Here is a 24,727-nt window from a genome sequence, read left to right as displayed (position 1 = left end):
AAAAAAAACCGCCCGGATGTCTCAGGCGGTTTTTTTACATCCGGCGTTCAGCGATTAACGGAACAGCGTTTGTGCCCAGCGAGCCAGACCGGCGGTCACCGAGCCGAAATCATTGCCACCCACCAGCGGAATACCCGGCAACTGCGCCTGCAATGCCGCGCGCAGAAGCGGAGAACGCGCACTGCCACCGGTCAGATAAATCACGTCCGGTTTTATTTCGCTGCTTGCCAGCGCGAGATTGACCTGTTCCTGAATGCGCTCCAGCGGCTGTGCAATGGCTTCGCTCAGTTGCTGCTGGCTGATGGTTTCTGCCAGACCGGATTCGATGAAGTCCATGGCGGCCGTGACGTTCTCGCGTTGTGAAAGCGCTATCTTGCTCTCTTCCGCCGCACGCACCAGACGATAGCTCAGGCGCTGTTGCTGGACTTTCAGCAGGCGCTTAATCAGCTCCGGCTGCGCGGCGTCACGGATCAAATCACGCAACATGCGGCCATTGGCGACGCTGTAAAAATCCAGCTGCGCCGGGACATCATTTGTCGCTACCGCATTCCAGTAAGGCAGCGCAGGGATCGCCGTGCCTTTTTGGGTTTCGCTGCCCATGCCAAACTGAGGCGTCAGTTGTTTGAACGCTGTCATGATATCCAGATCGTTACCGCCAACGCGGCAACCGCTGTGGCCGAGCAGGCTGTTCTGGCGTTCTGCTTTATCACGCCATTGCGGGCCCATCAGCAACACCGAGCAGTCCGTGGTTCCGCCGCCGATATCGACGACCAGCACCGTTTTCTCTTCAGTCAGCGTGGCTTCAAAATCCAGACCGGCAGCGACCGGCTCAAACTGGAAAGCGATATCACGGAAACCGGCACGTTCTGCGGCGCGTTGCAAAATACCCTGCGCCTGACGGTTTGCGTCATCGCCGCCCATGCCCTGGAAGTTAATTGGCCGGCCAATGACGGTCTGATGAATCGTCTCTTGCAGGACAGATTCTGCCTGACGCTTGATGTGGAACATCATGGCGCAGACCAGATCTTCGAACAGTGCAATTTGCTGTGGTTTCAGGCCGTTTGCGCCAAGGAAGGATTTCGGAGAGCGGACAAAATATACCTCTTCCGGATCTTCCATATACGTCGCCAGCGCCTGCAAACCAAAGTGAACGCTGTTGGCGTTAACCGGAATATCTTCCTCACGGTTAAAACTGACACTGCGGCGCAGCAGCGCCAGATTTTCATCACTGCCTGTCGGCACCTGTCCGTGACGGTTCAGCCATTCGCTGACCGCTTCACGCGATGGTGCACACAGCATGGAGGGTAAATAAGGATCGTTATTTTCTAACGCCAGCAGGTGGGCGTTATTGTCGCGCATCACCGCAACGGAGCAATTCGCTGTACCGTAGTCAAATCCAATAAACATTACTGTTCCCCATGCCAAAGAAGGGGCGGGACTTTACCGGAGCGGGCGACTTTCATCAAGCAGGAAGGGGACATGTTTTGAGATTTTTAGTATGAATTATTCCCTCTCTTTTCACGGAGAGGGAATAAAAACGGCCTGATTTTATTTCAGTAACGCCTGGGCTTTCGCGACAACGTTATCGACCGTAAAGCCGAACTCTTTGAACAACTGTTCAGCAGGGGCTGATTCGCCGAAGCTGGTCATGCCAACCACGCCGCCATTAAGGCCGACGTATTTGTACCAGTAATCCGCAATACCCGCTTCAACCGCCAGGCGTGCCGTGACTTCTTTTGGCAGCACCGATTCGCGGTATGCCGTGTCCTGTTTGTCATACACGTCAGTGGACGGCATGGAAACCACGCGCACTTTCGTACCTGCTGCGGCCAGCTTGTCTGCGGCTTCAACCGTGATACCCACTTCAGAGCCGGTGGCAATCAGGATGACGTCAGGTGTGCCCTGGCAATCTTTCAGCACATAACCGCCGCGCGCCACGTTAGCCAGTTGCTCCGGTGTACGCGGTTGCTGGGTCAAGTTCTGACGGGAGAAAATCAGCGCAGCCGGGCCGTCGTTACGCTCGATGGCATATTTCCACGCAATCGCCGACTCGACCTGATCGGCCGGACGCCACAGACTCATGTTGGGGGTGACGCGCAGGCTGGCCATTTGCTCGACCGGCTGGTGCGTCGGGCCGTCTTCGCCCAGACCGATGGAGTCATGGGTGTAAACGAATACGTTGCGGATCTTCATCAGCGACGCCATTCGTACCGCATTACGGGCGTACTCAACGAACATCAGGAAAGTGGCTGAATAAGGCAGGAAACCGCCGTGCAGCGCGATGCCGTTGGAGATTGCCGTCATGCCGAACTCACGTACGCCATAGTGAATGTAGTTACCGGCCAGATCATCGCCCAGGGATTTCGAGCCGGACCACATGGTCAGGTTGCTTGGGGCAAGGTCAGCGGAGCCGCCGAGGAATTCAGGCAAGATTTTACCGAAGGCTTCCAGCGTATTTTGTGAAGCTTTACGGCTGGCAATATTGGCCGGGGCGGCCTGCAAACCTTCAATGAATTTCTGTGCGTCAGCTTCCCAGTTTTCAGGCAACTCACCGTTCACACGACGTTTGAATTCTTTCGCCAGATCAGGGTAGGCACTGGCATAGGCGGCGAACTTTTCATCCCAGGCTTTTTCTTTCGCTTTACCCGCTTCTTTGGCATCCCAGGCAGCATAAATATCCTGCGGAATTTCAAAGGCAGGGTAGTTCCAGCCCAGCGCTTTACGGGTGGCAGCCACTTCATCCACACCCAGCGCTGCACCGTGTGCATCGTGCGTACCGGCTTTATTCGGTGAACCAAAACCGATGACTGTTTTGCACAGTAACAGGGAAGGTCTGTCGGTCACTTTGTGGGATTCTTCGATGGCCGCTTTGATGGCGTCAGCATTCTGACCATCGACACCACGGATCACGTGCCAGCCGTAGGCTTCGAACCGTTTGGCCGTGTCATCGGTGAACCAGCCTTCAACATGGCCGTCGATAGAAATGCCGTTGTCATCATAAAACGCGGTCAGTTTACCGAGTTTCATGGTGCCAGCCAGCGAGCAGGCTTCGTGGGAAATCCCTTCCATCATGCAACCATCGCCCATAAAGGCATAAGTGTGATGGTTAACGATGTCGTGGTTTTCACGGTTGAACTGTGCGGCCAGCGTGCGTTCTGCAATCGCAAAACCCACGGCATTGGCGATGCCCTGACCCAACGGGCCGGTGGTCGTTTCAACGCCCGGCGTATAGCCATATTCCGGGTGGCCCGGTGTTTTGGAGTGCAGCTGGCGGAAATTCTCCAGCTCTTTCATCGGCAGATCATAACCGGTGAGGTGCAGCAGGCTGTATATCAGCATGGAGCCGTGACCGTTGGACAGCACGAAGCGATCGCGGTCTGCCCAGTGCGGGTTGGTCGGGTTGTGATTCATGTAATCGCGCCACAACACTTCGGCGATATCCGCCATCCCCATGGGAGCGCCTGGGTGGCCGGAATTGGCTTTCTGCACCGCATCCATGCTTAACGCACGGATAGCGTTCGCGAGTTCTCTACGAGAAGGCATATTTTTCTCCGGTGAATGGCCGCTGAACAGGTCAACGGCCATTGAAATAACAGTGAGTGGAATTACAGTTGAGCAGAAAGCATGTCTTCGAGTTTCTGCTGATCGACGGCGAACAGGCGGATACCTTCAGCCAGTTTCTCAACCGCCATGGCGTCCTGATGATGCTCCCAGAGGAATTCTGCCTGAGTCAGCGGTGCAGGCTGTTTGCTGCCCTGTGATGACGCTTGCAGCTTACGTTCCACCGGTGCCTCGCTGGCTTTCAGCTCTTCCAGCAGGGCCGGTGAAATGGTCAGGCGGTCGCAGCCCGCCAGTGCCAGAATCTGTTCAACTTTACGGAAGCTGGCCCCCATGATCACCGTCTCGTAGCCGTGTGATTTGTAGTAGGTGTAGATCTCACGGACAGATTTCACGCCCGGATCTTTTTCTACGTCATAGGTGGCGTCAGGATCTTTGGCTTTGTACCAGTCATAAATGCGGCCAACGAACGGGGAAATCAGGTAGACATTGGCTTCGGCGCAGGCGCGTGCCTGAGCAAAGGAGAACAGCAGCGTCAGGTTACAGTTGATGCCTTCTTTTTCCAGTTCTTCGGCGGCTTTGATGCCTTCCCACGTAGAGGCCAGTTTGATCAGAATACGGGATTTATCGATCCCCTGTTCCTGATATAAGCCGATGAGTTTGCGGGCTTTCGCGAGGCATTTTTCGCTGTCAAAAGACATACGCGCATCCACTTCTGTCGAGATGCGACCGGGCACGCTTTTGAGGATTTCGACACCGATATTGACCGCCAGTTTGTCCGTGGCGTTTATCACCTGATCTTCTTTGCTGCCACCTTGTTTGCGGGCGTAGTCCACCGCGTCTTTGATCAAATTCTGATACTGCGGGAGGTCGGCGGCTTTCAGGATTAAGGATGGATTGGTGGTGGCATCCTGCGGTTCGAAATGACGGATAGATTCAATGTCACCGCTGTCGGCAACCACGGTAGTTAGCTTTTTGAGGGCGTCTAACTGGTTCATCTCTACATCTCCTTAGCTAAAAAACGATACAGCAACAGGTCGTGCGACTCTTTTTCACAGGGGGTCTACCCTGCATCATTCTGTTAACAATATGAATACGCTTTTTCTGATTGTTGTAATGGGTCAGAGCAATGAAAAAGCAAAAGCCTACGCAAGGCTGAGCTTTCAACCTGAGTTGCGCAAGGGGGAACCTTAAGCTTAGTTGAATTTTGCGAGACGTCTTCCGCGAACGAAAAGTAATCAATGTAACGCACAACTTTTGGTCGTGCTTCGGCCTGTGTCGTGGCAGGTTATCTATACTGTTGTGCGGGAAAACCGGATGTTGCGGCTTCCCTTGCTCTGTACCCCTGAAAAAAATAAGAAACAGAAAAGGACCCTACGATGGACGAACAACTCAAGCAAAGTGCGCTCGATTTCCACGAATTTCCGGTGCCCGGAAAGATTCAGGTTTCCCCGACAAAACCGCTCGCCACACAGCGGGATCTGGCGCTGGCGTACTCGCCGGGCGTGGCCGCGCCTTGTCTCGAAATTCAAAAAGATCCGCTGACGGCATACAAATACACGGCCAAGGGAAATCTGGTGGCCGTGATTTCAAACGGCACGGCGGTGCTCGGCCTCGGCAATATTGGTGCGCTGGCGGGTAAACCTGTGATGGAAGGCAAGGGCGTATTATTTAAAAAATTCGCCGGTATTGATGTGTTTGATATCGAAGTGGATGAGTTGGATCCCGACCGGTTAATCGACGTCATTGCCGCGCTGGAGCCTACGTTTGGCGGCATCAATCTTGAAGATATCAAAGCGCCGGAGTGTTTTTACATCGAGAAAAAACTGCGTGAGCGCATGAATATTCCGGTGTTCCACGACGATCAGCATGGTACCGCGATCATCTGTACCGCCGCTGTTCTGAATGGTTTGCGCGTGGTCGGGAAAAATATTTCAGATGTACGGCTGGTGGTGTCGGGGGCGGGAGCCTCGGCTATTGCCTGTCTGAATTTACTGGTGGCGCTGGGGCTGAAGCGCCACAACATTACGGCCTGTGATTCCCGCGGCGTGATTTATCAAGGCCGTGAAGAGAACATGGCTGAAACCAAAGCGGTGTATGCCATCGAAGACAACGGCCAGCGCACGCTGGCGGACGCTATCCCGCAAGCGGATATTTTCCTCGGTTGTTCCGGGCCTGGTGTGCTGACGCAGGACATGGTGAAAACCATGGCAAAAGATCCGCTGATCCTGGCGCTCGCTAACCCGGAACCGGAGATTCTGCCGCCGCTGGCAAAGGCCGTCCGCCCTGATGCCATTATCTGCACCGGCCGGTCTGACTACCCTAATCAGGTGAACAATGTTCTGTGTTTCCCGTTTATTTTTCGCGGGGCGCTGGACGTTGGCGCAACCACCATCAATGAAGAAATGAAGCTGGCCTGTGTCCATGCGATCGCCGATCTGGCAATGGCCGAGCAAAGCGATGTGGTGGCTTCGGCCTACGGTGAAGAGGAGCTGTCGTTTGGCCCTGACTACATCATTCCTAAGCCTTTTGATCCGCGATTGATCGTGAAAATTGCCCCGGCGGTGGCTAAGGCGGCGATGGATTCTGGCGTTGCCACGCGGCCTATTCTGGATTTCGATGCCTACGTCGAGAAGCTGTCGGAGTTCGTTTATAAAACCAATTTGTTTATGAAACCGATTTTCTCGCAGGCCAAAAAAGAGGCGAAGCGGGTGGTGATGGCCGAAGGTGAAGAGGAGCGTGTTTTGCAGGCCACGCAGGAACTGATCACTCTCGGGCTGGCGAAACCGATTCTGGTCGGGCGACCGAGCGTGATTGAAATGCGCATCAAGAAACTCGGTCTGCAACTCGAAGCGGGCAAAGATTTCGAAGTGGTCAATAACGAATCCGATCCGCGCTTTAACGAGTACTGGCGTGAATACTATGACCGCATGAAACGACGCGGCGTCTCGCAGGAACAGGCCCGGCGCGCGGTGATCGGCAATCCGACGCTTATCGCGGCGATTATGCTGCTGCGCGGTGAAGCCGATGCGATGATTTGCGGCACGGTCGGTACCTACCATGAGCATTACGATATCGTGGAAAAGGTGTTTGGTTTTCGCGAAGGCACTCACGTGGCCGGAGCAATGAATGCCTTGCTGTTGCCGAGCGGCAATACCTTTATTGCGGATACCTATGTCAATGATGACCCGACCGCTGAACAGCTGGCGGAAATTACCCTGATGGCGGCAGAAACGGTGCGGCGTTTTGGTATCGAGCCGAAAGTGGCGCTGTTATCCCATTCCAGTTTCGGCACGTCGGACAGCCCGGCGGCGCTTAAAATGCGCAGGACGCTGGAGCTGGTAAACGCGCGCGAGCCGGATCTCGAAATCGATGGTGAGATGCACGGTGACGCTGCGCTGGTTGAAAGCATTCGCCAGGACATCATGCCGGACAGCCCGCTGAAAGGGGCGGCCAATATTTTGATCATGCCGAATATGGAATCAGCCCGCATCAGCTACAACCTGTTGCGGGTGTCCAGTTCGGAAGGGGTGACCGTCGGGCCGGTGCTGATGGGGGTATCAAAACCGGTGCACATTCTCACGCCCATTGCCTCGGTACGCCGTATTGTGAATATGGTGGCGCTGGCCGTGGTAGAGGCGCAAACCGAACCTTTATAACGCGGGGATCCTGACGAAAACGGGGATCAGCAGGATGCCCGTTACGTCTGCTTGCGGCCTCAGTATTTGACTTCGCCGATGCGTTCGAGCGCATCGACGATCAGATCCCAGAAACGCTGATGATCCAATTTTACCGCCACTTGTGTATGGCAGTCCGGCGGCGGCGGGGCGCGGAAATCAGCCACGGTCATGCCAAGCGTCAATGTGCCGGTCAGTTCGATATCCACCGGCACTTTGCGTACGGTCATTACGTTCGGATCAATGACGTAAGCGACGGCGCAGGGGTCATGAACCGGCGGGGAATCAAACCCCTGACGATCTTTGTAACTTAATCCGAAGAAATCGAGCAGCTCGCCCACAAATTTTGCCGGTTGCGTGCCGACGGCGGCGATACGCGCCGCGACTTCCGGTGTTGCCAGCGCCTGATGAGTGAGATCCAGACCGACCATGGTCAGCGGCCATTTCTCGTTGAAGACGATATGCGCGGCTTCCGGGTCGATTTTGATGTTGAACTCCGCGACGGCGCTCCAGTTACCGACATGATAACCGCCGCCCATCAGCACGACTTCTTTGACGCGTTCAGCAATGCGCGGTTCTTTACGCACCGCCATGGCGATGTTGGTCAGGCCGCCGGTGGGCACCAGCGTGATGGTTTTTGGCGGATGCGACATGATCAAATCAATGATCAGATCGATGGCGTGAACGGGTTCCAGTGTGATGGCCGCTTCCGGCAATACCGGGCCATCCAGACCAGAATCGCCGTGGATTTCGTCGGCGATTTCCACCTGACGCACCAGCGGACGAGTGGCACCTGCGGCAAAGGGCACGCCGGTCAGGTTAATCACCCGCGCCACGGCAAGGGCGTTACGGGTGACTTTTTCCAGCGTCTGGTTACCGACTACGGTGGTGACTGCCAGCAGTTCGATTTCCGGATTACCGTGTGCCAGCAGCATGGCGATGGCATCGTCATGCCCCGGATCGCAATCCAGGATGATCTTTTTGACCATGTTTTATTCCTTTAAAGTGTAGGGATACATCGTTTTGCCTGACCGGATTATTTTTTAGCTTGTTGCAGCCACTTATCCAGTTCATTGGCGAATTGCTGGCGGTCGCGCTGATTTAGCGCGGGCGGCCCGCCGGTTTGCACGCCGCTGGCGCGCATGGTGTCCATAAAATCACGCATATTCAGGCGCTCTTTAATGGTTTCGGTGGTGTAGCGCTCGCCGCGCGGGTTGAGCGCCACGCCGCCTTTTTCGATCACTTCAGCTGCCAGCGGGATGTCGGCGGTAATCACTAAATCTCCCTGCTCAGTGCGCTTCACAATTTCGTTATCCGCCACGTCAAAGCCCGCCTCAACGCGCAGGGTGCGCAGGAATTTTGACGGCGGCGTGCGGATGATTTGGTTAGCCACTAACGTCACCATCATGCCGGTTCGTTCGGCGGCACGGAACAGGACGTCCTTGATGACATTCGGACAGGCATCGGCATCAACCCAGATTTGCATCAGTGTCGCTCCCCGTAAGATCAGCGTGCAGATTCAGCCAGTCGCGTGGCGGCAGGAAATCACTGTACAGCGCCGCTTCCGGGCTGCCGGCTTCAGGCTGATAGCCGTATTCCCAGCGGACCAGCGGCGGCATTGACATCAGAATCGACTCCGTACGGCCACCGGTTTGCAGGCCAAACAGCGTTCCGCGATCCCACACCAGATTGAATTCGACATAGCGGCCACGGCGATAGAGCTGGAACTGGCGCTCACGTTCGCCCCACGGCAGCAATTTGCGCTTTTCAACAATGGGCAGATAAGCGTCGGTGAAACCGTTGCCCACAGCCTGCATAAAGTCAAAGCTGGTGGCGAAATCCGGGGTATTGAGGTCGTCAAAGAACAGGCCGCCGATGCCGCGCGCCTCATTGCGGTGTTTAATAAAGAAGTAGTCGTCGCACCATTTTTTGTATTTCGGATAGACGTCGTCACCAAATGGCTGGCACAGCTGTTGCGCCGTGAGATGCCAGTGGCGGGCGTCTTCTTCAAATCCGTAATAAGGGGTGAGGTCAAACCCGCCGCCGAACCACCATACCGGGGCTTCACCGGCTTTTTCGGCAATGAAGAAACGCACGTTCGCGTGGCTGGTGGGGACATAAGGATTCAGCGGATGAATCACCAGAGAAACGCCCATTGCCTGAAAGCTGCGCCCTGCGAGCTCGGGGCGGTGCGCGGTGGCGGAAGCGGGGAGCATGGCGCCGGACACGTGGGAAAAATTAACGCCAGCCTGTTCGAAGACGGCGCCATTCGTTAACACCCGGCTCTGACCGCCGCCGCCTTCTTCGCGCACCCACTGATCTTCGGCGAACTGGCCCTGACCGTCGGCGGCAGCCAGTTGCTGAGTGATGTGCTCCTGCAGTGAAAGCAGGAAGGTTTTAACTTGCTGAATGTCGGGAATCGATTGGCTCACAGGCAAACTCGCAGACGTTGACTGAAAAGACATTCAGCGCCTTGCGGGCGCTGAATGAGAGAAAAGTGGACGCTATTATATACTCAAAATCATTCGAGTTGCAGGAAGGCGGCACTGTCCGTAATTCGCAGGAGTCAGAGCCGCCAGGGCATGTGCAGCCCGAAGAATGAAGATTATCGTGGTTTACGCTCATTGGCATCGAAATAGCTGAAGAAGTTGATTATCCCCTGCGAAATCGCCTGTGCAATCTCTTTACGAAACGCGGTGGTGCTGAGCAGTTGCTCTTCCTGATGGTTGGTGATGAAAGATGTTTCTACCAAAATCGAGGGAATCGACGGCGATTTCAGCACGGCAAAAGCGGCCTGCTCCGTCTGCTGGCTGTGTAAATGGTGAATAGGGCGGATTCTGTCGAGCACATGGTGGCCGAGTGTCAGGCTGTTTTTGATGGTGTCGGTTTGCACCAGGTCAAACAGCACCTGCTGCAGGTAATTGTTGTCTTCTTTGGCATATTTCGCCCCGGCGACCAAATCGGCGTCGTTCTCTTTTTTGGACATGTATCGCGCCATCGCGCTGCTGGCACCCCGGTTAGAAAGTGCAAACACTGACGCGCCGGAAGCGCTCGGGCTGGTGTAACCATCGGCGTGAATTGAAACGAACAGATCGGCCTGATGCTGATGCGCCAGCTCAACACGCTGATACAGCGGGATAAAGTGGTCGGAATCTCGCGTCAGCCTGACCTCAATATGGCTCTGCGCGCCAAGGATTTCGCGCACATAGTTGGCAATCTCCAGCACCACATGTTTCTCTTCCGATCCTTCATGGCCGACGGCACCGGAATCGATCCCGCCGTGGCCAGGGTCGATCATCACCAGCTTTTTCGAACCCGGCGGTTTCGGCGCCGGAGCAGATTTGGTGATGTGTTCCTGCTGCGCTGCGCTGGCAGAACGGGAACCAAAGGCGGCAATGGCTAAACCCAGGCCGGATAACAGGAGCTGGCGACGGGTAGCGGAAGCGGGCAGAGGCTGGAAATGCAGAAATTTGTTCAGGGGGTTTAACATCAGTCCATTACCGTCATAAAAAAAGCAGAATGCCCTATGTTATAGAGTATCTTTTTTATAGTTTCGATCTGAGAACTATTACTGTTTATGAATTTTGTGTCGCGAATTAATATATTGCCGGACAAATATATCTCAAATTAATGATTCATGAGCTGACGGGCTGACAAACGGCCAGAGAAAAAACGCTTATAAAATGCACGATTTTTGATTTTGATGTTGCGTATCAAGCAGATCACGCGATAATTATAGAAACCTCTTTCCCCTTATTAACACAACAGTGGCGACAGTGATGGAAATTCGCGTATACCGGCAAGAAGATTTCGAAGAAGTACTGACCTTGTGGGAGCGTTGCGATCTGCTGCGTCCGTGGAATGATCCGGAACTGGATATTGAGCGCAAGATTAACCACAGCCCGGAGTTTTTCCTGGTGGCCGAAGTTGGCGGGGAAGTGGTCGGCACGCTGATGGGGGGCTATGACGGTCATCGCGGTTCGGTGGGCTATCTTGGCGTACACCCGGATTATCGCGGGCGCGGGATTGCCAATGCGCTGGTGAACCGGCTGGAAAAGAAACTGATTGCCCGTGGCTGCCCAAAAATCAATTTAATGGTGCGTGCTGAAAATGACGCGGTGGTCAGCATGTATGAAAAACTCGGCTACGAGATTTCAGATACGCTGCTGCTGGGTAAACGGCTTATCGAAGATCAGGAATATTAAGCCGGGTCTGCATAAATTAAAAAAGCCCCGACAGGCGATGGCCGTCGGGGCTTTTTACGTTTAAACGCCGGGTGTGATTACTTGATCACTTTTACGCTTTTGACGTCCACTTCCACTGAGTTCCAGTCTTTATCGACTTTACCTTCAATGCGGATTTTGTCTTTTGGTGACACGTTCTGTCCCTGCCAGCGTTTGCCGTCAATTTCTACATTGAGGGTACCGGTGTTGTCGCGGAAAATGTATTTATCATGGTCGATACGCTGATCGATAAAACCTTCCAGCATAATCCATTGATCGTCTTTCATGGTTTGAGCATCTTTTACGGTGCTCAGTGCGGTGGTGCCGGTAAAGCCGCCCTGTGCCGCTGGCTGGGTTTGCGCTTCCTGAGCGGAAGGGCCGTTAAAACCGCCGGTTTGCTGGGCATAAACGGACGCTGAACTCAGTGCGATGAGGGCTGCCAGAGTGATTTTCTTCATCATAATAGGTCTTCCTTAATTAACTTTTCTGGTGTGTGTCAGCAACTATGGCATCTTTGCGATGTGTTGCCGCGTTGAGGTACAGTAAAGCAGACTGTTCTTAACGGTTTCTTAAGATGCTCTGATTATTGTTTAATTTCACTTAATTCGCAGGAACGTTGTCCTCTTTTATGAACCCGGATGATTATAACGACCACGGAATGTTGCGCCTGCCGCTGTGGTTTTGGACGATTTTGATGTTACAGGCGCGAACCTGGCTGTTGTTTGTCATGGCGGGTGCATCGCGGCAGCAGGGCAATGATTTACTGTCCCTTTTTTATCCCGATCGTCAAAGTTTCTGGTCCGGTATGTTGCTGGGGCTGCCCCCGGCGCTGGTGTTTCTGCTCAGCGGTCGCCGCCATTTATGGCCACGCATCTGGCAGGCCGGTTACTGGCTGTTGCTGGCGGGCATGTTTGTGACGTTTGCACTGCAGGCACTCGGGCTTTGGCAAAGTAACGATCTGATTTCCGGCGTGGATATTGCACTGGCGCTGCTCGACGCCGCCGCGCTGGCCTACTGGCTGCTGAGCCGTCGTCTGCGAGCCTGTTTCGATGCGGCGCGCCGTCTGGCGTGACGTCATTGAACTTTTTCGGAAAGAAAGCACTCGAACTGGCGCTGAACGCTAAAAGCAGCCGCAGGCTGTATAAAAGTTAATTATCCCTCATTATGCTGCCGGTTTGTCCGTCAGGCCGCACCGGCCAACGGAAACGGGGAGCCAAGGAGTACACTGAATGACTGTTCGCTTACGGGTTCGCCCGATGTTGCTGGCGCTTCCTTTGATCCTCACGGGCTGTTCGTCGATATCGAATATGTCGATGCCGGGCATTTCCTGGTCATCCATGAATCCTCTGAACTGGTTCGGCAGCAGCCTGACGGTGTCTGAAAAAGGTGTCGGTGATATCACCGCCAGCACGCCGCTGACTGAAGATGCGATCAAAGAGGCGCTGGACGGGGATTACACGCTGCGCAGTGGTATGTCGATGAGTAACGGTAAAATGCTCAGTTTCTTCCAGGCGATGGATGGCAAAGACGTGAAAATGTCGATCAGCGGCGAGCCGAAAGGCACTGTGCGGCGGGTTGATGTGACAGACGCTAAAGTCGAAAGCGAATGGGGCGTTAAAATAGGCACTTCCTTTAGCGATCTGTATACCAAAGCCTTTGATGTCTGTGTGAAAGGCGAAGGTGACGATGCGCAGAGTATCGAGTGCAAAGCCCCGCAAAGTGCTCACGTAACTTACGTGTTCAGCGGGATCTGGCACGGCCCGGATTCGCTGATGCCATCGGACGATTCGCTGAAAGACTGGAAAGTCAGCAAAATCATCTGGCGGGCGGATCCTGCTCAGGCAACTGCCGCGCAGTAAGCACGTACACCGCTTCTTTCTTCGTTTAAAAACGACGTAATGCCTTGCCTTCGCGCAAGGCATTTTTGTTGACATCCGGTATGATATCGCCGGTCAAATTAACGAGGATAAGATCATGACTCAGGTTCAGAGCGGCATTTTGCCCGAACATTGCCGTTTCGCCATTTATATTGAAGCGAAAGCTCAGGGCGACCTGGATGCGCTCCGGCAGGGCTGCCGGACATTTGTCGCTGCACTCGAAGAGATGCAGCAGAAATTCCCCCATGAACATCTTGGCGCGGTGGTGGCTTTTGGTCACGACGTCTGGCGCGATCTGTCGGGCAATCAGGGTGCGGACGAGCTGAAAGCGTTCGTGCCATTGGGGAAAGGGCTGGCTCCGGCCACGCAGCGCGATATGCTGTTGCACATTCAGTCTTTGCGCCATGACGTGAATTTTGCCGTTGCGCAGGCTGCACTGAAAGCCTTTGGTCAATCCATCGTGGTGGAAGAAGAAACCCACGGTTTCCGTGGAATCGAAGAGCGCGATCTCAGCGGTTTTGTTGATGGCACCGAAAACCCGAAAGCAGAAGCCCGCGCCCAGGTAGCGATTATTCCTGAAGGCAGCGTCGATGCCGGTGGCAGTTACGTGATGGTCCAGCGCTGGAAACATAATCTGGTGCAGTGGGAGCGCTTCTCCGTGCAGCAGCAGGAAGAGGTGATTGGCCGCACCAAAGACACGGATGAAGAGCTGGATTCAGAAACCCGTCCGGACACCTCACACGTCAGCCGTGTTGATCTGAAAGAAGAGGGCAAGGGCCTGAAAATCTTGCGTCAGAGCCTGCCTTACGGCACAGCCAGCGGCGAGCATGGCTTGTACTTCATCAGCTATTGCGCGCATTTGTGGAACATTGAGAAACAACTGCTGAGCATGTTTGGCGATCTGGATGGCAAACGTGACGCCATGTTGCGCTTCACCCGCCCGGTCACCGGCAGCTATTATTTCGCGCCGTCCCTGACCCGTCTTTTAGCGCTTTAAGCTTTTCCGGCGCGCTCCGCTTTGGGCGCGCTTTTTCCTCCCTCCTGCAATTTCCCCCGCGTTTGTTAATGCCTTATAGCTTTTCATGCTTGAAAATCACCAAATGGTATATAAAACCGTTACAGCCTGACCCTCAGTTATAAATACACTGTGTGATATTGAGCGGCATTTATCAGCGTCGCATATCGGTTCACTCACCTAAGGCTAAGCATGAAAACTACCGGATTGACAGGCAATGTGCTGAAAGGATCTGTGGCGGCATTGTTGCTGGCCAGCGGGGCGGCATCCGCAACCGAATTGCTCAACAGCTCGTATGACGTTTCCCGTGAACTTTTTGCAGCGCTGAACCCGCCGTTCCAGCAGCAGTGGGCCGAGCAAAATAATGGCGACAAACTCGAGATCAAACAGTCTCATGCCGGCTCATCAAAGCAGGCACTGGCGATTTTGCAGGGGCTGAAAGCCGATGTGGTCACTTACAACCAGGTAACCGATGTGCAGATCCTGCACGATCGCGGCAATCTGATCCCTGCCGACTGGCAAACCCGGTTGCCGAACAACAGCTCGCCGTTCTATTCCACCATGGCGTTTCTGGTGCGCAAGGGCAATCCCAAGAATATTCACAGCTGGGACGACTTAACCCTTCCGGGCGTGAGCCTGATTTTCCCGAACCCGAAAACCTCCGGCAATGGCCGTTATACCTATCTGGCGGCGTGGGGCGCGTTCAATCTTGAAGATAAAAAAGACACCGCGCAGACTCGCGCCAAAATGGCCAGCTTTCTGAAGAACGTGCAGGTCTTTGATACCGGAGGCCGTGGCGCGACCACGACTTTTGTCGAGCGCGGTTTGGGTGATGTGCTGATCAGCTTCGAATCTGAAGTGAACAATATCCGCAAACAGTACGGCGACGATCAGTACGAAGTGATTGTTCCGCCGGTGGACATTCTGGCGGAGTTCCCGGTGGCCTGGGTCGATAAAAACGTCGAGAAAAATGGCACGGAGAAAGCTGCCAAAGATTACCTGAATTATCTGTGGAGCCCGCAGGCACAGAAAATTATCACCAGTTTTAACTACCGTGTGTATGACAAAACGGCCATGGCGGCGGCGAAAGATCAGTTCCCGGATACCAAACTCTTCAACGTTGAAGATCAGTTTGGCAGCTGGAAACAGGTTATGGACACCCATTTTGGTACCGGCGGTGAGCTGGATAAACTGTTAGAGCAAGGTCACAAGTAATGTTGTTGTCGAGCAAACGCGTACTACCCGGATTTACCCTGAGCCTCGGCAGCAGTTTGCTGTTCGTGTGTCTGGTGCTGCTTCTGCCGCTGAGCGCGCTGGTGATGCAGTTGTCACAAATGACGCTGTCACAATACTGGGATGTGATCACCAACGGTCAGGTCGTGGCGGCCTACAAAGTTACGCTGCTGGCCGCGGGTGTGGCGAGCCTTTTCAACTGCGTTTTCGGCATGCTGATGGCGTGGATCCTCACCCGTTACGAGTTTCCGGGGAAAAGCCTGATCGACGGCCTGATGGATTTACCCTTTGCGTTGCCGACTGCGGTGGCAGGGCTGACGCTGGCAGGACTGTTTTCCACCACCGGTTTTTACGGTCAGTGGCTGGCGCATTTTGATATCAAAGTCTCATACACCTGGATCGGTATTGCGGTGGCGATGGCCTTCACCAGCATCCCGTTTGTGGTGCGAACCGTGCAGCCGGTGCTGGAAGAGTTAGGCCCGGAATATGAAGAAGCGGCCGAAACGCTGGGCGCATCGCGCTGGCAGAGTTTCCGTCGTGTGGTGTTGCCCGAAGTGATGCCTTCGCTGATGGCGGGGACCGCCTTGTCTTTCACCCGCAGCCTCGGTGAATTCGGCGCGGTCATTTTCATCGCCGGTAACATTGCGTGGAAAACGGAAGTGACGTCACTGATGATTTTCATCCGCTTGCAGGAATTTGACTATCCGGCCGCCAGCGCGATTGCGTCGGTTATCCTTGCGGCATCGCTGGTGTTGCTGTTCGCCATTAACACCTTACAGAGCCGTTATGGCCGTCGTCTGGGAGGCCAATAATGTCTGATGTTCCGGATTTTGCAGGGGCTGCCCGCCAGCCCGTCGACTGGGTGAAGTGGGCGCTTATCGGCACAGGGGTGCTGATATGTATCCTGCTGCTGGTGATCCCGATGATCAGCATTTTTGTGCTGGCGTTTTCTGACGGTATTGCTGCGGTGTGGAAGAATCTGTCGGATTCCGACATGTTGCACTCCATCTGGCTGACGGTGCTGATGGCGCTGATTACCGTGCCGGTGAACCTGATTTTCGGCACGCTGCTGGCGTGGCTTGTGGCGCGCTTTAATTTCCCAGGCCGTCAGCTGTTGCTGACGCTGATCGACATCCCGTTCGCCGTGTCTCCGGTGGTTGCTGGTCTGCTGTATTTACTGTTCTACGGCACCAACGGCCCGCTCGGTGGCTGGCTGGATGCGCACAACATTCAATTCATGTTCGCCTGGCCGGGTATGGTGATGGTCACGGTGTTCGTCACCTGTCCGTTTGTGATTCGCGAGCTGGTGCCGGTGATGCTGAGTCAGGGCAGCCACGAAGATGAAGCGGCCGTTCTGCTGGGGGCTTCCGGCTGGCAGATGTTCCGCCGCGTGACCTTGCCCAATATCCGCTGGGCATTGCTGTACGGCGTGGTGCTGACCAACGCCCGCGCGATTGGGGAATTCGGGGCAGTTTCTGTCGTTTCCGGTTCTATACGTGGCGAAACCTACACGCTGCCTTTACAAGTCGAATTACTGCATCAGGACTACAACACCGCTGGCGCGTTTACTGCCGCTGCGCTGTTAACCCTGATGGCCATCGTCACACTGTTTCTGAAAAGCGGCCTGCAATGTCGTCTGAAGCGTCACAACGACCGTCTTGAGCGGGAGGAAAGTCATGAGCATTGAAATTAACGGTATCAACAAATATTTTGGCCGCACGAAAGTGCTCAATGATATCTCGCTCGATATTGCTTCCGGAGAGATGGTCGCGCTGCTCGGGCCTTCCGGCTCAGGAAAAACCACGTTGCTGCGCATTATCGCCGGGCTGGAAAACCAGAGCGCCGGGCACATGAGCTTTCACGGTAAGGACGTAACCCGGCTGCACGCCCGCGATCGTCAGGTCGGATTCGTGTTCCAGCATTACGCGCTGTTCCGCCATATGACCGTGTTCGACAACATTGCGTTTGGCCTGACGGTGCTGCCACGCCGCGAGCGTCCGAACGCTGAGGCAATCAAACAGAAAGTCACCAAATTGCTGGAAATGGTGCAGTTAGGCCATCTGGCAAACCGCTATCCGGCTCAGCTTTCCGGTGGTCAGAAACAGCGTGTTGCACTGGCCCGTGCGCTGGCGGTGGAACCACAAATTCTGCTGCTGGATGAACCTTTTGGGGCGCTGGATGCGCAGGTGCGTAAAGAGCTGCGCCGCTGGCTGCGTCAGTTGCATGAAGAACTGAAATTCACCAGCGTGTTCGTGACGCACGATCAGGAAGAAGCGATGGAAGTCGCTGACCGCGTGGTGGTGATGAGCCAGGGGAATATCGAACAGGTGGGCGCACCGCAGGAAATCTGGCGCGAACCGGCGACCCGATTCGTGCTGGAATTCATGGGTGAAGTGAATAAAATCGGCGGCGAAATTCGTGGCTCACAGCTGTATGTCGGCGCACATCACTGGCCACTGGAGAACCCGCCACTGCATCAGGGCGCGGTGGATTTATTCCTGCGCCCGTGGGAAATGGAGATCACGCCGCAAAGTTCGGCACGTTGCCCTTTGCCGGTAAAAGTGCTGGAAGTCAGCCCGCGTGGTCATTTCTGGCAACTCATTGTTCAGGCCGAGGGCTGGCATGATGAACCGCTTGCTGTTGTGCTTTCTGAAACGCATGGCAGCCACGCCCCTGAGCGTGGCGACCGCTTCTACGTCGGCGGGCTGAATGGCCGCCTGTATGCTGGCGATCAGCCGCTGCAAGCCGTTGCACTGGCGAAATCTGCCTGAATACACATTCCCGACAGCCCACCTCAAAGCAGCATCAGGCTGCTTTGAGGTTCCCGATATCTTTTTTTGTGAACACCTTTCATCCGTCTGTCTCCCCGAACAAAGCCACGTAAACGCACACCTGCGCCTTATCATTGCATTGCGAAATGAGGTGGTGACTTTTAAAAACAACAGAGAATCATTAATCTTTCATGTAACAGGCTACTTTATAAGCAGTAATTAACGAGGGAATAATAAATAGTAAATAATGATGATTCATGATTTTTCTATTTAATTCTCGAATGCCATTTTTTGCAGGTTGCCTTGTTTTTTACTTAACTCTTTGAGTCGATAATTCTATTTTTCATGTCAATTTAAATATTTTAACTCCCCCGACACCCTGAGCGCATTTTTTATTTAGGACTATTTTTCTTTTTTTTTCATGACGTTATGAGTTTTTCAAGCAACCGGTTATCTAGTTATTAATTAAGTCCATTTGAGAGAAGTGTTTTTAAAAACAAATCATCTAATTAATCTAATTTTTATATGTGTGCGATCTTTTAGATCATTTAAAAGAATATAAAAATATTGTTGCGGTGATAATTCTTATTGAATAGAATGCCCAGACTTGCAAATCAGCGCATTCTTATATTTTATTTTTGCATGTTTATTATGCGGAGTAGGTATTTTTTCTATTAGGGATTACTATGCGAATAATATGGAAATCATCTTTTATATTACTGCTAATGGTTGTTGTAACAGGATGCACTAACAAAGTGCTGCCGGTGCAACAACAGACTGGCCCAAGTAATAAAGCATGCTTGAAAGAATTTGAGGCCTTGGGGGATCTTGACCCAATTGGCTATGATTTATATGCGAAACAGTTTGCAGAAATTAATAAAAACTATGCAACGTACAAATCACAGGGTAACAATGTCAATAAAGATGCCAAAGAAATCCTGAGCCTGGAACTGGATGCAAAGTTACAACTCGTCTGCGCAAGAGTAAAAAACTCCGTATTTCATAGCATGCAAAAACGTTCGGTTGAATTGAACAGTATTTAACGCAATGATGCTTTAAATATACATGATTTATATATTTCACTGCTATCACACATGTCAGAATTATTTGTTTAATTCAAAGGCAGTGTCGCAGTGGAACTCTATTTGGATAGGTCTACGTCCTGTTGAATAACATAAAATATCAGTGCTGATATGTGTTATGTAGTGTAGTAAGTTGTAAACCCAAGAACTCAGTATTCTCTGTGAATTTACACAAAAGAATTCACTCAGCGAATCTGAGAAAAGAAATAATCTCTTATATTATGGAAAATATGATGAATAATTTTGTTAATAAATTAAAGACAAAGGCTAACCGTTACGCTGAGCTTAAAAAGCAACGCGGTATGAGCTTACTGGAAGTCATTATCGTACTGGGCATCATTGGTACAATGGCAGCTGCAGTCGTTATTCTTGCGCAGCGTGCATTCGATAGCCAGGACATTACCGATTTGGTGGATAATACGAACACGGTGCGTGTTGCTGCTGGTAATGCTTATAAAGATGCAGGTGTGTATCCAGCTGCTGCTGGTACAGTCATCGGTTTAGTCCCATCTTCTCTTGCTGGCCAGAAAGGTTCAACTGGTGCAATGGCTGCGGTCTTAGTAAACCTCGGTCAAGTTAGCGAACCTGAGATCAAGAACGGCATCTCTGGCGATTATTTCTATATGCGGGGTACTAAACTGACTGCAGCTGCCGGTGCTGCTGATACTAAAGGCTTTATTTTGGCAGTGAATGGGCTTGACGAAGGACAATGTCGTAGTCTTCTGCTACAGGTTGGTAACTCTTGGGACTACGTAGGGGTGGCTATTGCCGCTGCAGGTGCATTGCCAACAGTTCCTGCGGCTCTGGATGCACCTGTAACAGTTACTGGTACAAAAGGTGCACCGCAAGGTGTTTTACGTAGTCTTGATCCGGCCACAGGTATGGTTCAGATCTCTGCAGACGCTGCATCCCAGACTTGTGCTGCTAATAGCAGCAACGCCGTTGTCTTAGGCAGTAAATAATTTAACTTTAGCCCTCTCCTATTCAGGGGGGGCTTTTAATAAAAGGCTGCGATCACGTGCAAAAGAGAAATTCAGGTTTTTCACTTTTGGAAGTTATCATTGTTTTAGCATTAATCGGAATGATGTTAGTGATGTTAGCCAGTTATAAGAAAAAACAGGCAGAAGAACTCAGGAATGAAATAAATGCAAATGCTCTTGTACAAGAGATGTACGGATTACTCAAGTTTGTAAATGAAGACGAGGTAGCGTTGGACAACTCCACGACGCCAGAAATAAACCCTTTATATATTAGAGGGCAAGGTGCGATAGCTGCTTATGCAGATGTTTTTGATAAGCGTGTAAAAAACAGCGATTTATTAGATCAGATGCAGACGGATGATTATCTTTCCTGGAGTGGTAAAGATTCAAAACGACAATATTTTACAAATAAAAAATGTGATGGGAGCGGTAATGACCCCACAAATGGTCAGGTAAAAAGAAATTTTGATGATGATTATATTCTCTGCAAATTACCTGATATAGCCTTAAAAGGGAAAATGCAATTCGATAGGATTGACCTTGTTGGGAGCACAACAGAACCCCTGGCCATTAACCGGGTGGATTTCGTTGTAAGATATATCCCTGATGCAAAGGGTGAAGAGCTGCATTTCGAAAAATTAAAACCTGCATTTGATCAGGCGCTTTCACACTATAAAATTAGTTATAAGCAAGCCGCATTATTACGGCGTTCAACAGGCAGTTCAAACAAGTCATGGCAGGTGATTTTACTTAAACAAAATAATACCACCAGTGTGATTGAATTTGGCTCTGTTGTCAGCCATACAGCCGATCTGACGAATTCAAAAAATGAAGAGTATGCGATCAGATTTAGCTTTGAAATGGGCATCGGCAAGAATACTAAATCTGACGGTTCGGTTGGCGTAGATAAACAGTGCTGGAATATTAATTCACAGATGACCGGCCCCTGTATTGCGGCAGAAGACGCTGACAAACTCTCTATTTACAGCGGTACCGGCAGTACGTCGCATACACCAGGGCTGTGCTGGGATTCAAAAAGCAGCAAAAGTTTGCCTTGTCTCTCTGTGGCTGACGGGCAAGGGGTCAATAAGGATGATCAGGTGATGCGTTTAACCACGGAAAAAAATAATCAAACAGTTACCGGTACACTCATGGCCAATATTATCGTCGAGAATACCGGCAACCTTGATGCCAAAGGCCAACCTGAATTACTGACTATTCCTGTTGTCGAATACCGGGCATTTGGTAACGATTTTACTAATGGCAAAAAAGATAACACTTACATCGGCAATGTGAGCACAGAACCCGGCACGATGAAGGTCAATGTCCAGAAATGCCCTGTTGCTCCCGGAGGCAGAGAAATGTATCCGCGTCTGGTAGCTGCTATTTCCTCTGTGGCTGCGGATGTCGGGTTCGACATCAATAATCAGAGTCAAGAGAGTGATTTTGCGAATGTTGCGCAAAACCGAACACATCTTGGTGCGGTTGGCCGTTTAGCCGGGGTAGCTTTACAGGTGAATTTAAACAGTAAAGATACTGACTGGACGGTAAGTTCAACGTCAGCTGTTTACGATAACGCGACTGGATTGGGAGTTAATCTGATTAACTCGACCTCGGTTTCGGTCGTGCTGACTTCATGGTGCAGCACCATACCGCAATAGAAAATGATAAATGGTACTTAGCCATGTCCATTAATATCAGAAATTAGATATTCAGAGGGAATTATGAACAAAGGGAACTTGAAAAAGAAACAACGGAACTTTTGTTGTTTTCTGATGCTGCTGTTTGTCTCTGGCGGTGTATTTGCAGAAGGAAGTTCTGATGCACAAAAACATAATCCCTTTAGCGGATCCGGAGGTAATGGTGACAACGGGGTTTATGGATCTATTTTAACGTCGTCTGAATTTGATAATAAAACACCACAGCAGGCTCCCAAAACGCTGGTGACTCCGGTACAGCCCATGGCCTCAGGGCCATTAAATTCGGGCACACCAGCAGCCGCTTCCGCACGGGTATTGGTGCTTCATGAAAATATGCTTCTTAGTCAGGGGCTGAATGAATGGGCAAAGGATTCAGGCTATAAAATGCTCTGGAACAGTGCCAAAGATTATATTATCTACAGTACGATTTCGTTTACCGGTAAAACTCAGGATGAAGTGCTGGGTGAATTAGGTAAGCTTTTCGCTTCTGAAAATTATGGTTTGGTAATCAAGTTTTATCAAAAAAATAATGTACTCCTGGTTGATGAGCAATAATATGCAAAATAATCTTGTGAAGAATAAATTCATCTTTTTAACCTTGCTGCTTTCAATTCAGGGCTGTACAAATATTGATGATAAATATGATGTGGCAAAATTAACAGAGAATAAAGACGACAAAATCACTACTACGGATGATGTGAAGACCCGTCCTTATCAAAAGTTTGATACAGCTTTCCTGGGAAAAGAAGTTAATTACAACCCTAAAACTCAAGAGTTACTGGCTAAACACGTAAGTATCCAGTCCTATGAACAGATGGATCTGGATACCCTGATGAATGCGGTTGCAGAGCAAACAGGGATCAGTTTTCGTCTGAATTATTCAGTGCCAGGTACGGGTACAGCCAAAACGGATGAGACAAGCGACCCGAAAAAAGATACTCGCAGCGTGAATTTCTCCGGCAGTTTTGAAGAGTTTATGCGTTATATCGCAGCACTGTATGATGTAAATACTGTTCTTGATGATAATAACGTTCTTAAATTAGACCTCTATGGTTCTTATATTATCAAGATGGATTTTTATGGTGAAGACACCATATCAGAATCCGGCCTCGATCTTTCAGGAAACTCATCAACATCAGGTGGGGTTTGAAAGGTAAAAGTGAGACAAAGTTTGAGTCATCCTACTGGGACGATATTGATGATATGGCTGAGAAATATGTATCCAGCGGTGTTTACACAGTATTTAAGGATGCTTCAATATTAACATTTGCAGGGCGTCCTTCGGAATACAATACATTGAACGAAGTATTGAAGAAATATCAATCTGATAATAATAAACAATTCGTTGTAACGTATAAAATCTATACCTTAGACAAAACAAAAATGAAGCAGTTGAGTGCCGGCGCCACCATGAAATATAAAGAGGGCGGGACGACGTTCAATATCGACAGCAATAAGATTCTGACGAATATGGATGGTGGTATGTCGTTTGGCCGTAACTTCTATGCTGGCTCTGATCACACCCTGAATGTGAGTGCCCAGATGAATGCGCTGTATGAAATTACGGGTAATAAAGTTATTCAGAGTGGCTCATTTGTCACGCGCAATGGTGTACCGATTCCGTTGAATATGACCCAAACTCAGCATTATGTCTCCGGCAGAACGCTGACCACTAACGATCTGACGTCGACTGAAGATACCTCCATTGAGACCTCAGAGATCATCACCGGGACGAGTTTCATTATTACGCCACGTGTTCAAAATGATGGCCGCATCGAAGTCACCAGTGGTTTTACCAAACGCTATTTAAATGGCATCGATACGTTTGATTTAGTTCAGCTGCCTAATACGACAACAACAGAAATGTTCAACACCACGATGGTTTCTGCAGGCACGATGCTGATGGTTGGGAAATACGAGGCCCAGGAATCGAATGATGGCCATAGCTACGTGATGTTGGGAGCGGACGCCACTAATTCTGAAGACTCGGTCACCGTGGTCACGGTCGTCGGGATTGATTATTATCGGGCTCCGACGTCGGCTAAGTGAGTTATGATGATAAAGCATCTGCACGATAATAATCTTTTAACCGGTCTTATCTGGGAACCGGTTGATACTGTTACAAACAGTAAAAGTTATCAACAGTGGTTAAGTAAACTTCGCAAAACACAGAGTCAGTTAGTTTATATCACGAATAATGGTGGTCTGCTTAAAGGTTATTCAGATAGGAAGTTCTCAGATCTTGAACCTTTTGCTATTTATGTAAAGAATGAATTCGGTGATGGGGTTTATTATATCCGCGGGCCACTGGCGGATGATGAAATCTACTTTCTTATTATTACCGATGACCGGATCCTGAGTGGCAGTGACCGGGTGGTAAAAACGGGCTTCTTCGACACCCTTATTCAACAGATGAAAGAAAGTGAATATTCACATCTGAAAGTGAACGAACTGAGCCAGCAGTGGATTGACGCTGTTGCGGAAAAATGTCATCAGAAAAGAATTAATACGCAAAAGAAGAAACGACTCTTTGCTCTCGGTGTCGGTCTGGCGGGTTCATTATTGCTCATTACAGTTATATTTATACTTAACATGTTGCTGGAATAAGGTT

At 51.2% G+C, this 24,727-nt stretch carries 24 protein-coding genes; 16 read left to right on the top strand and 8 right to left on the bottom strand.

Going from position 1 to position 24,727, the window contains the following annotated elements; genetic code table 11:
* Positions 1–54 precede the first annotated feature (54 nt).
* The 3 genes from yegD to tal all read right to left on the bottom strand — a co-directional run bounded on the left by yegD (position 55) and on the right by tal (position 4,556).
* Positions 55–1,407 (bottom strand): molecular chaperone, encoded by a 1,353-nt coding sequence (yegD, locus tag J1779_RS20100; RefSeq protein ID WP_136374775.1) that lies wholly within the window; start codon positions 1,405–1,407, stop codon positions 55–57.
* A gap of 141 nt (positions 1,408–1,548) precedes the next feature.
* Entirely contained in the window at positions 1,549–3,543 is a 1,995-nt protein-coding gene (gene tkt, locus J1779_RS20095; protein ID WP_056781162.1) for a transketolase, read from the bottom strand.
* Positions 3,544–3,605: 62 nt separating this feature from the next.
* Entirely contained in the window at positions 3,606–4,556 is a 951-nt protein-coding gene (gene tal / locus J1779_RS20090; protein WP_217204601.1) for a transaldolase, read from the bottom strand.
* 381 nt (positions 4,557–4,937) lie between these two features.
* Here tal and maeB point away from each other — a divergent pair, with 381 nt between their 5' ends.
* Entirely contained in the window at positions 4,938–7,217 is a 2,280-nt protein-coding gene (gene maeB / locus J1779_RS20085; RefSeq protein ID WP_217204600.1) for an NADP-dependent oxaloacetate-decarboxylating malate dehydrogenase, read from the top strand.
* Positions 7,218–7,276: 59 nt separating this feature from the next.
* Here the strand turns inward: maeB and uriH are convergent, their stop codons facing one another.
* From uriH to amiA, 4 genes are all read right to left on the bottom strand, one after another.
* Positions 7,277–8,224, bottom strand: a complete 948-nt coding sequence (gene uriH, locus J1779_RS20080; RefSeq protein ID WP_056781151.1) for a uridine-preferring nucleoside hydrolase UriH — start codon at positions 8,222–8,224, stop codon at positions 7,277–7,279.
* Between the two features lie 47 nt (positions 8,225–8,271).
* Positions 8,272–8,721, bottom strand: a complete 450-nt coding sequence (locus tag J1779_RS20075; protein ID WP_217204599.1) for a YaiI/YqxD family protein — start codon at positions 8,719–8,721, stop codon at positions 8,272–8,274.
* The gene (gene hemF / locus J1779_RS20070; RefSeq protein WP_217204598.1) at positions 8,705–9,700 is read right to left on the bottom strand and encodes an oxygen-dependent coproporphyrinogen oxidase; all 996 of its coding nucleotides are present in this window, start codon (positions 9,698–9,700) and stop codon (positions 8,705–8,707) included. Before hemF ends, J1779_RS20075 begins: the two co-directional genes overlap by 17 nt.
* Before the next feature lie 140 nt (positions 9,701–9,840).
* Entirely contained in the window at positions 9,841–10,725 is an 885-nt protein-coding gene (amiA, locus tag J1779_RS20065) for an N-acetylmuramoyl-L-alanine amidase AmiA (RefSeq protein WP_056781140.1), read from the bottom strand.
* Between the two features lie 289 nt (positions 10,726–11,014).
* On the opposite strand from amiA, the gene J1779_RS20060 reads away from it, so the two are divergent.
* Complete coding sequence (locus J1779_RS20060; protein ID WP_056781138.1) at positions 11,015–11,440, top strand: GNAT family acetyltransferase; 426 nt, start codon at positions 11,015–11,017, stop codon at positions 11,438–11,440.
* 77 nt (positions 11,441–11,517) lie between these two features.
* Here J1779_RS20060 and J1779_RS20055 read toward each other — a convergent pair whose 3' ends face one another.
* Positions 11,518–11,916, bottom strand: a complete 399-nt coding sequence (locus tag J1779_RS20055; protein WP_056781648.1) for a YgiW/YdeI family stress tolerance OB fold protein — start codon at positions 11,914–11,916, stop codon at positions 11,518–11,520.
* A 170-nt stretch (positions 11,917–12,086) separates the two neighbouring features.
* On the opposite strand from J1779_RS20055, the gene J1779_RS20050 reads away from it, so the two are divergent.
* The 14 genes from J1779_RS20050 (at position 12,087) to J1779_RS19990 (ending at position 24,723) form a co-directional block, all read left to right on the top strand.
* Complete coding sequence (locus tag J1779_RS20050; protein ID WP_122097446.1) at positions 12,087–12,530, top strand: DUF2919 domain-containing protein; 444 nt, start codon at positions 12,087–12,089, stop codon at positions 12,528–12,530.
* A 157-nt stretch (positions 12,531–12,687) separates the two neighbouring features.
* Positions 12,688–13,317 carry an RpoE-regulated lipoprotein gene (locus tag J1779_RS20045; protein ID WP_136377195.1) on the top strand — a complete coding sequence of 210 codons (630 nt, stop codon included), beginning with the start codon at positions 12,688–12,690 and terminating at the stop codon, positions 13,315–13,317.
* A 115-nt stretch (positions 13,318–13,432) separates the two neighbouring features.
* Complete coding sequence (locus tag J1779_RS20040; RefSeq protein WP_217204597.1) at positions 13,433–14,332, top strand: Dyp-type peroxidase; 900 nt, start codon at positions 13,433–13,435, stop codon at positions 14,330–14,332.
* Between the two features lie 210 nt (positions 14,333–14,542).
* Positions 14,543–15,565 carry a thiosulfate ABC transporter substrate-binding protein CysP gene (cysP, locus tag J1779_RS20035; protein WP_217204596.1) on the top strand — a complete coding sequence of 341 codons (1,023 nt, stop codon included), beginning with the start codon at positions 14,543–14,545 and terminating at the stop codon, positions 15,563–15,565.
* Positions 15,565–16,395, top strand: a complete 831-nt coding sequence (cysT, locus tag J1779_RS20030; RefSeq protein ID WP_056781124.1) for a sulfate/thiosulfate ABC transporter permease CysT — start codon at positions 15,565–15,567, stop codon at positions 16,393–16,395. The genes cysP and cysT overlap by 1 nt, the downstream gene beginning before the upstream one ends.
* The gene (gene cysW, locus J1779_RS20025) at positions 16,395–17,270 is read left to right on the top strand and encodes a sulfate/thiosulfate ABC transporter permease CysW (protein WP_217204595.1); all 876 of its coding nucleotides are present in this window, start codon (positions 16,395–16,397) and stop codon (positions 17,268–17,270) included. Before cysT ends, cysW begins: the two co-directional genes overlap by 1 nt.
* On the top strand, positions 17,260–18,354 hold the full coding sequence (gene cysA, locus J1779_RS20020) for a sulfate/thiosulfate ABC transporter ATP-binding protein CysA (protein ID WP_217204594.1): 1,095 nt from the start codon (positions 17,260–17,262) through the stop codon (positions 18,352–18,354). Before cysW ends, cysA begins: the two co-directional genes overlap by 11 nt.
* Positions 18,355–19,040: 686 nt before the next feature.
* Positions 19,041–19,397 carry a hypothetical protein gene (locus tag J1779_RS20015; protein WP_217204593.1) on the top strand — a complete coding sequence of 119 codons (357 nt, stop codon included), beginning with the start codon at positions 19,041–19,043 and terminating at the stop codon, positions 19,395–19,397.
* Between the two features lie 200 nt (positions 19,398–19,597).
* Entirely contained in the window at positions 19,598–20,398 is an 801-nt protein-coding gene (locus tag J1779_RS20010) for a type IV pilus major pilin (protein WP_338019876.1), read from the top strand.
* A gap of 56 nt (positions 20,399–20,454) precedes the next feature.
* Positions 20,455–22,077 carry a type II secretion system protein gene (locus tag J1779_RS20005; protein WP_217204592.1) on the top strand — a complete coding sequence of 541 codons (1,623 nt, stop codon included), beginning with the start codon at positions 20,455–20,457 and terminating at the stop codon, positions 22,075–22,077.
* Positions 22,078–22,140: 63 nt separating this feature from the next.
* A complete protein-coding gene (locus tag J1779_RS25575) occupies positions 22,141–22,671 on the top strand; it encodes a TcpQ domain-containing protein (RefSeq protein WP_235533489.1) in 531 nt (176 codons plus the stop codon).
* Position 22,672: 1 nt separating this feature from the next.
* On the top strand, positions 22,673–23,266 hold the full coding sequence (locus J1779_RS25735; RefSeq protein ID WP_338019875.1) for a hypothetical protein: 594 nt from the start codon (positions 22,673–22,675) through the stop codon (positions 23,264–23,266).
* Positions 23,263–24,165, top strand: coding sequence for a hypothetical protein (locus J1779_RS25730; protein WP_338019874.1), 903 nt, complete (start codon positions 23,263–23,265; stop codon positions 24,163–24,165). The genes J1779_RS25735 and J1779_RS25730 overlap by 4 nt, the downstream gene beginning before the upstream one ends.
* Positions 24,166–24,168: 3 nt before the next feature.
* Entirely contained in the window at positions 24,169–24,723 is a 555-nt protein-coding gene (locus J1779_RS19990) for a hypothetical protein (protein ID WP_217204591.1), read from the top strand.
* The last annotated feature ends 4 nt before the right edge of the window (positions 24,724–24,727 follow it).

The organism is Rahnella rivi (genome assembly GCF_019049655.1).
Classification (GTDB): domain Bacteria; phylum Pseudomonadota; class Gammaproteobacteria; order Enterobacterales; family Enterobacteriaceae; genus Rahnella; species Rahnella rivi.
The sequence above is the reverse complement of the archived record's forward strand: the minus strand, read 5'-3'. Positions and strand labels throughout refer to the sequence as shown.

Bases quoted from the DNA above. Each gene is read 5' to 3' on its own strand.
- tkt (WP_056781162.1), bottom strand. From the start codon at position 3,543: ATGCCTTCTCGTAGAGAACTCGCGAACGCTATCCGTGCGTTAAGCATG.
- amiA (WP_056781140.1), bottom strand. From the start codon at position 10,725: ATGTTAAACCCCCTGAACAAATTTCTGCATTTCCAGCCTCTGCCCGCT.
- J1779_RS20075 (WP_217204599.1), bottom strand. From the start codon at position 8,721: ATGCAAATCTGGGTTGATGCCGATGCCTGTCCGAATGTCATCAAGGAC.
- uriH (WP_056781151.1), bottom strand. From the start codon at position 8,224: ATGGTCAAAAAGATCATCCTGGATTGCGATCCGGGGCATGACGATGCC.
- J1779_RS25735 (WP_338019875.1), top strand. From the start codon at position 22,673: ATGCAAAATAATCTTGTGAAGAATAAATTCATCTTTTTAACCTTGCTG.
- cysA (WP_217204594.1), top strand. From the start codon at position 17,260: ATGAGCATTGAAATTAACGGTATCAACAAATATTTTGGCCGCACGAAA.
- hemF (WP_217204598.1), bottom strand. From the start codon at position 9,700: ATGTCTTTTCAGTCAACGTCTGCGAGTTTGCCTGTGAGCCAATCGATT.
- J1779_RS25575 (WP_235533489.1), top strand. From the start codon at position 22,141: ATGAACAAAGGGAACTTGAAAAAGAAACAACGGAACTTTTGTTGTTTT.
- maeB (WP_217204600.1), top strand. From the start codon at position 4,938: ATGGACGAACAACTCAAGCAAAGTGCGCTCGATTTCCACGAATTTCCG.
- J1779_RS20060 (WP_056781138.1), top strand. From the start codon at position 11,015: ATGGAAATTCGCGTATACCGGCAAGAAGATTTCGAAGAAGTACTGACC.
- J1779_RS20045 (WP_136377195.1), top strand. From the start codon at position 12,688: ATGACTGTTCGCTTACGGGTTCGCCCGATGTTGCTGGCGCTTCCTTTG.
- J1779_RS20055 (WP_056781648.1), bottom strand. From the start codon at position 11,916: ATGAAGAAAATCACTCTGGCAGCCCTCATCGCACTGAGTTCAGCGTCC.
- J1779_RS20050 (WP_122097446.1), top strand. From the start codon at position 12,087: ATGAACCCGGATGATTATAACGACCACGGAATGTTGCGCCTGCCGCTG.
- cysT (WP_056781124.1), top strand. From the start codon at position 15,565: ATGTTGTTGTCGAGCAAACGCGTACTACCCGGATTTACCCTGAGCCTC.
- J1779_RS19990 (WP_217204591.1), top strand. From the start codon at position 24,169: ATGATGATAAAGCATCTGCACGATAATAATCTTTTAACCGGTCTTATC.
- J1779_RS20015 (WP_217204593.1), top strand. From the start codon at position 19,041: ATGCGAATAATATGGAAATCATCTTTTATATTACTGCTAATGGTTGTT.
- cysW (WP_217204595.1), top strand. From the start codon at position 16,395: ATGTCTGATGTTCCGGATTTTGCAGGGGCTGCCCGCCAGCCCGTCGAC.
- tal (WP_217204601.1), bottom strand. From the start codon at position 4,556: ATGAACCAGTTAGACGCCCTCAAAAAGCTAACTACCGTGGTTGCCGAC.
- J1779_RS20040 (WP_217204597.1), top strand. From the start codon at position 13,433: ATGACTCAGGTTCAGAGCGGCATTTTGCCCGAACATTGCCGTTTCGCC.
- yegD (WP_136374775.1), bottom strand. From the start codon at position 1,407: ATGTTTATTGGATTTGACTACGGTACAGCGAATTGCTCCGTTGCGGTG.
- cysP (WP_217204596.1), top strand. From the start codon at position 14,543: ATGAAAACTACCGGATTGACAGGCAATGTGCTGAAAGGATCTGTGGCG.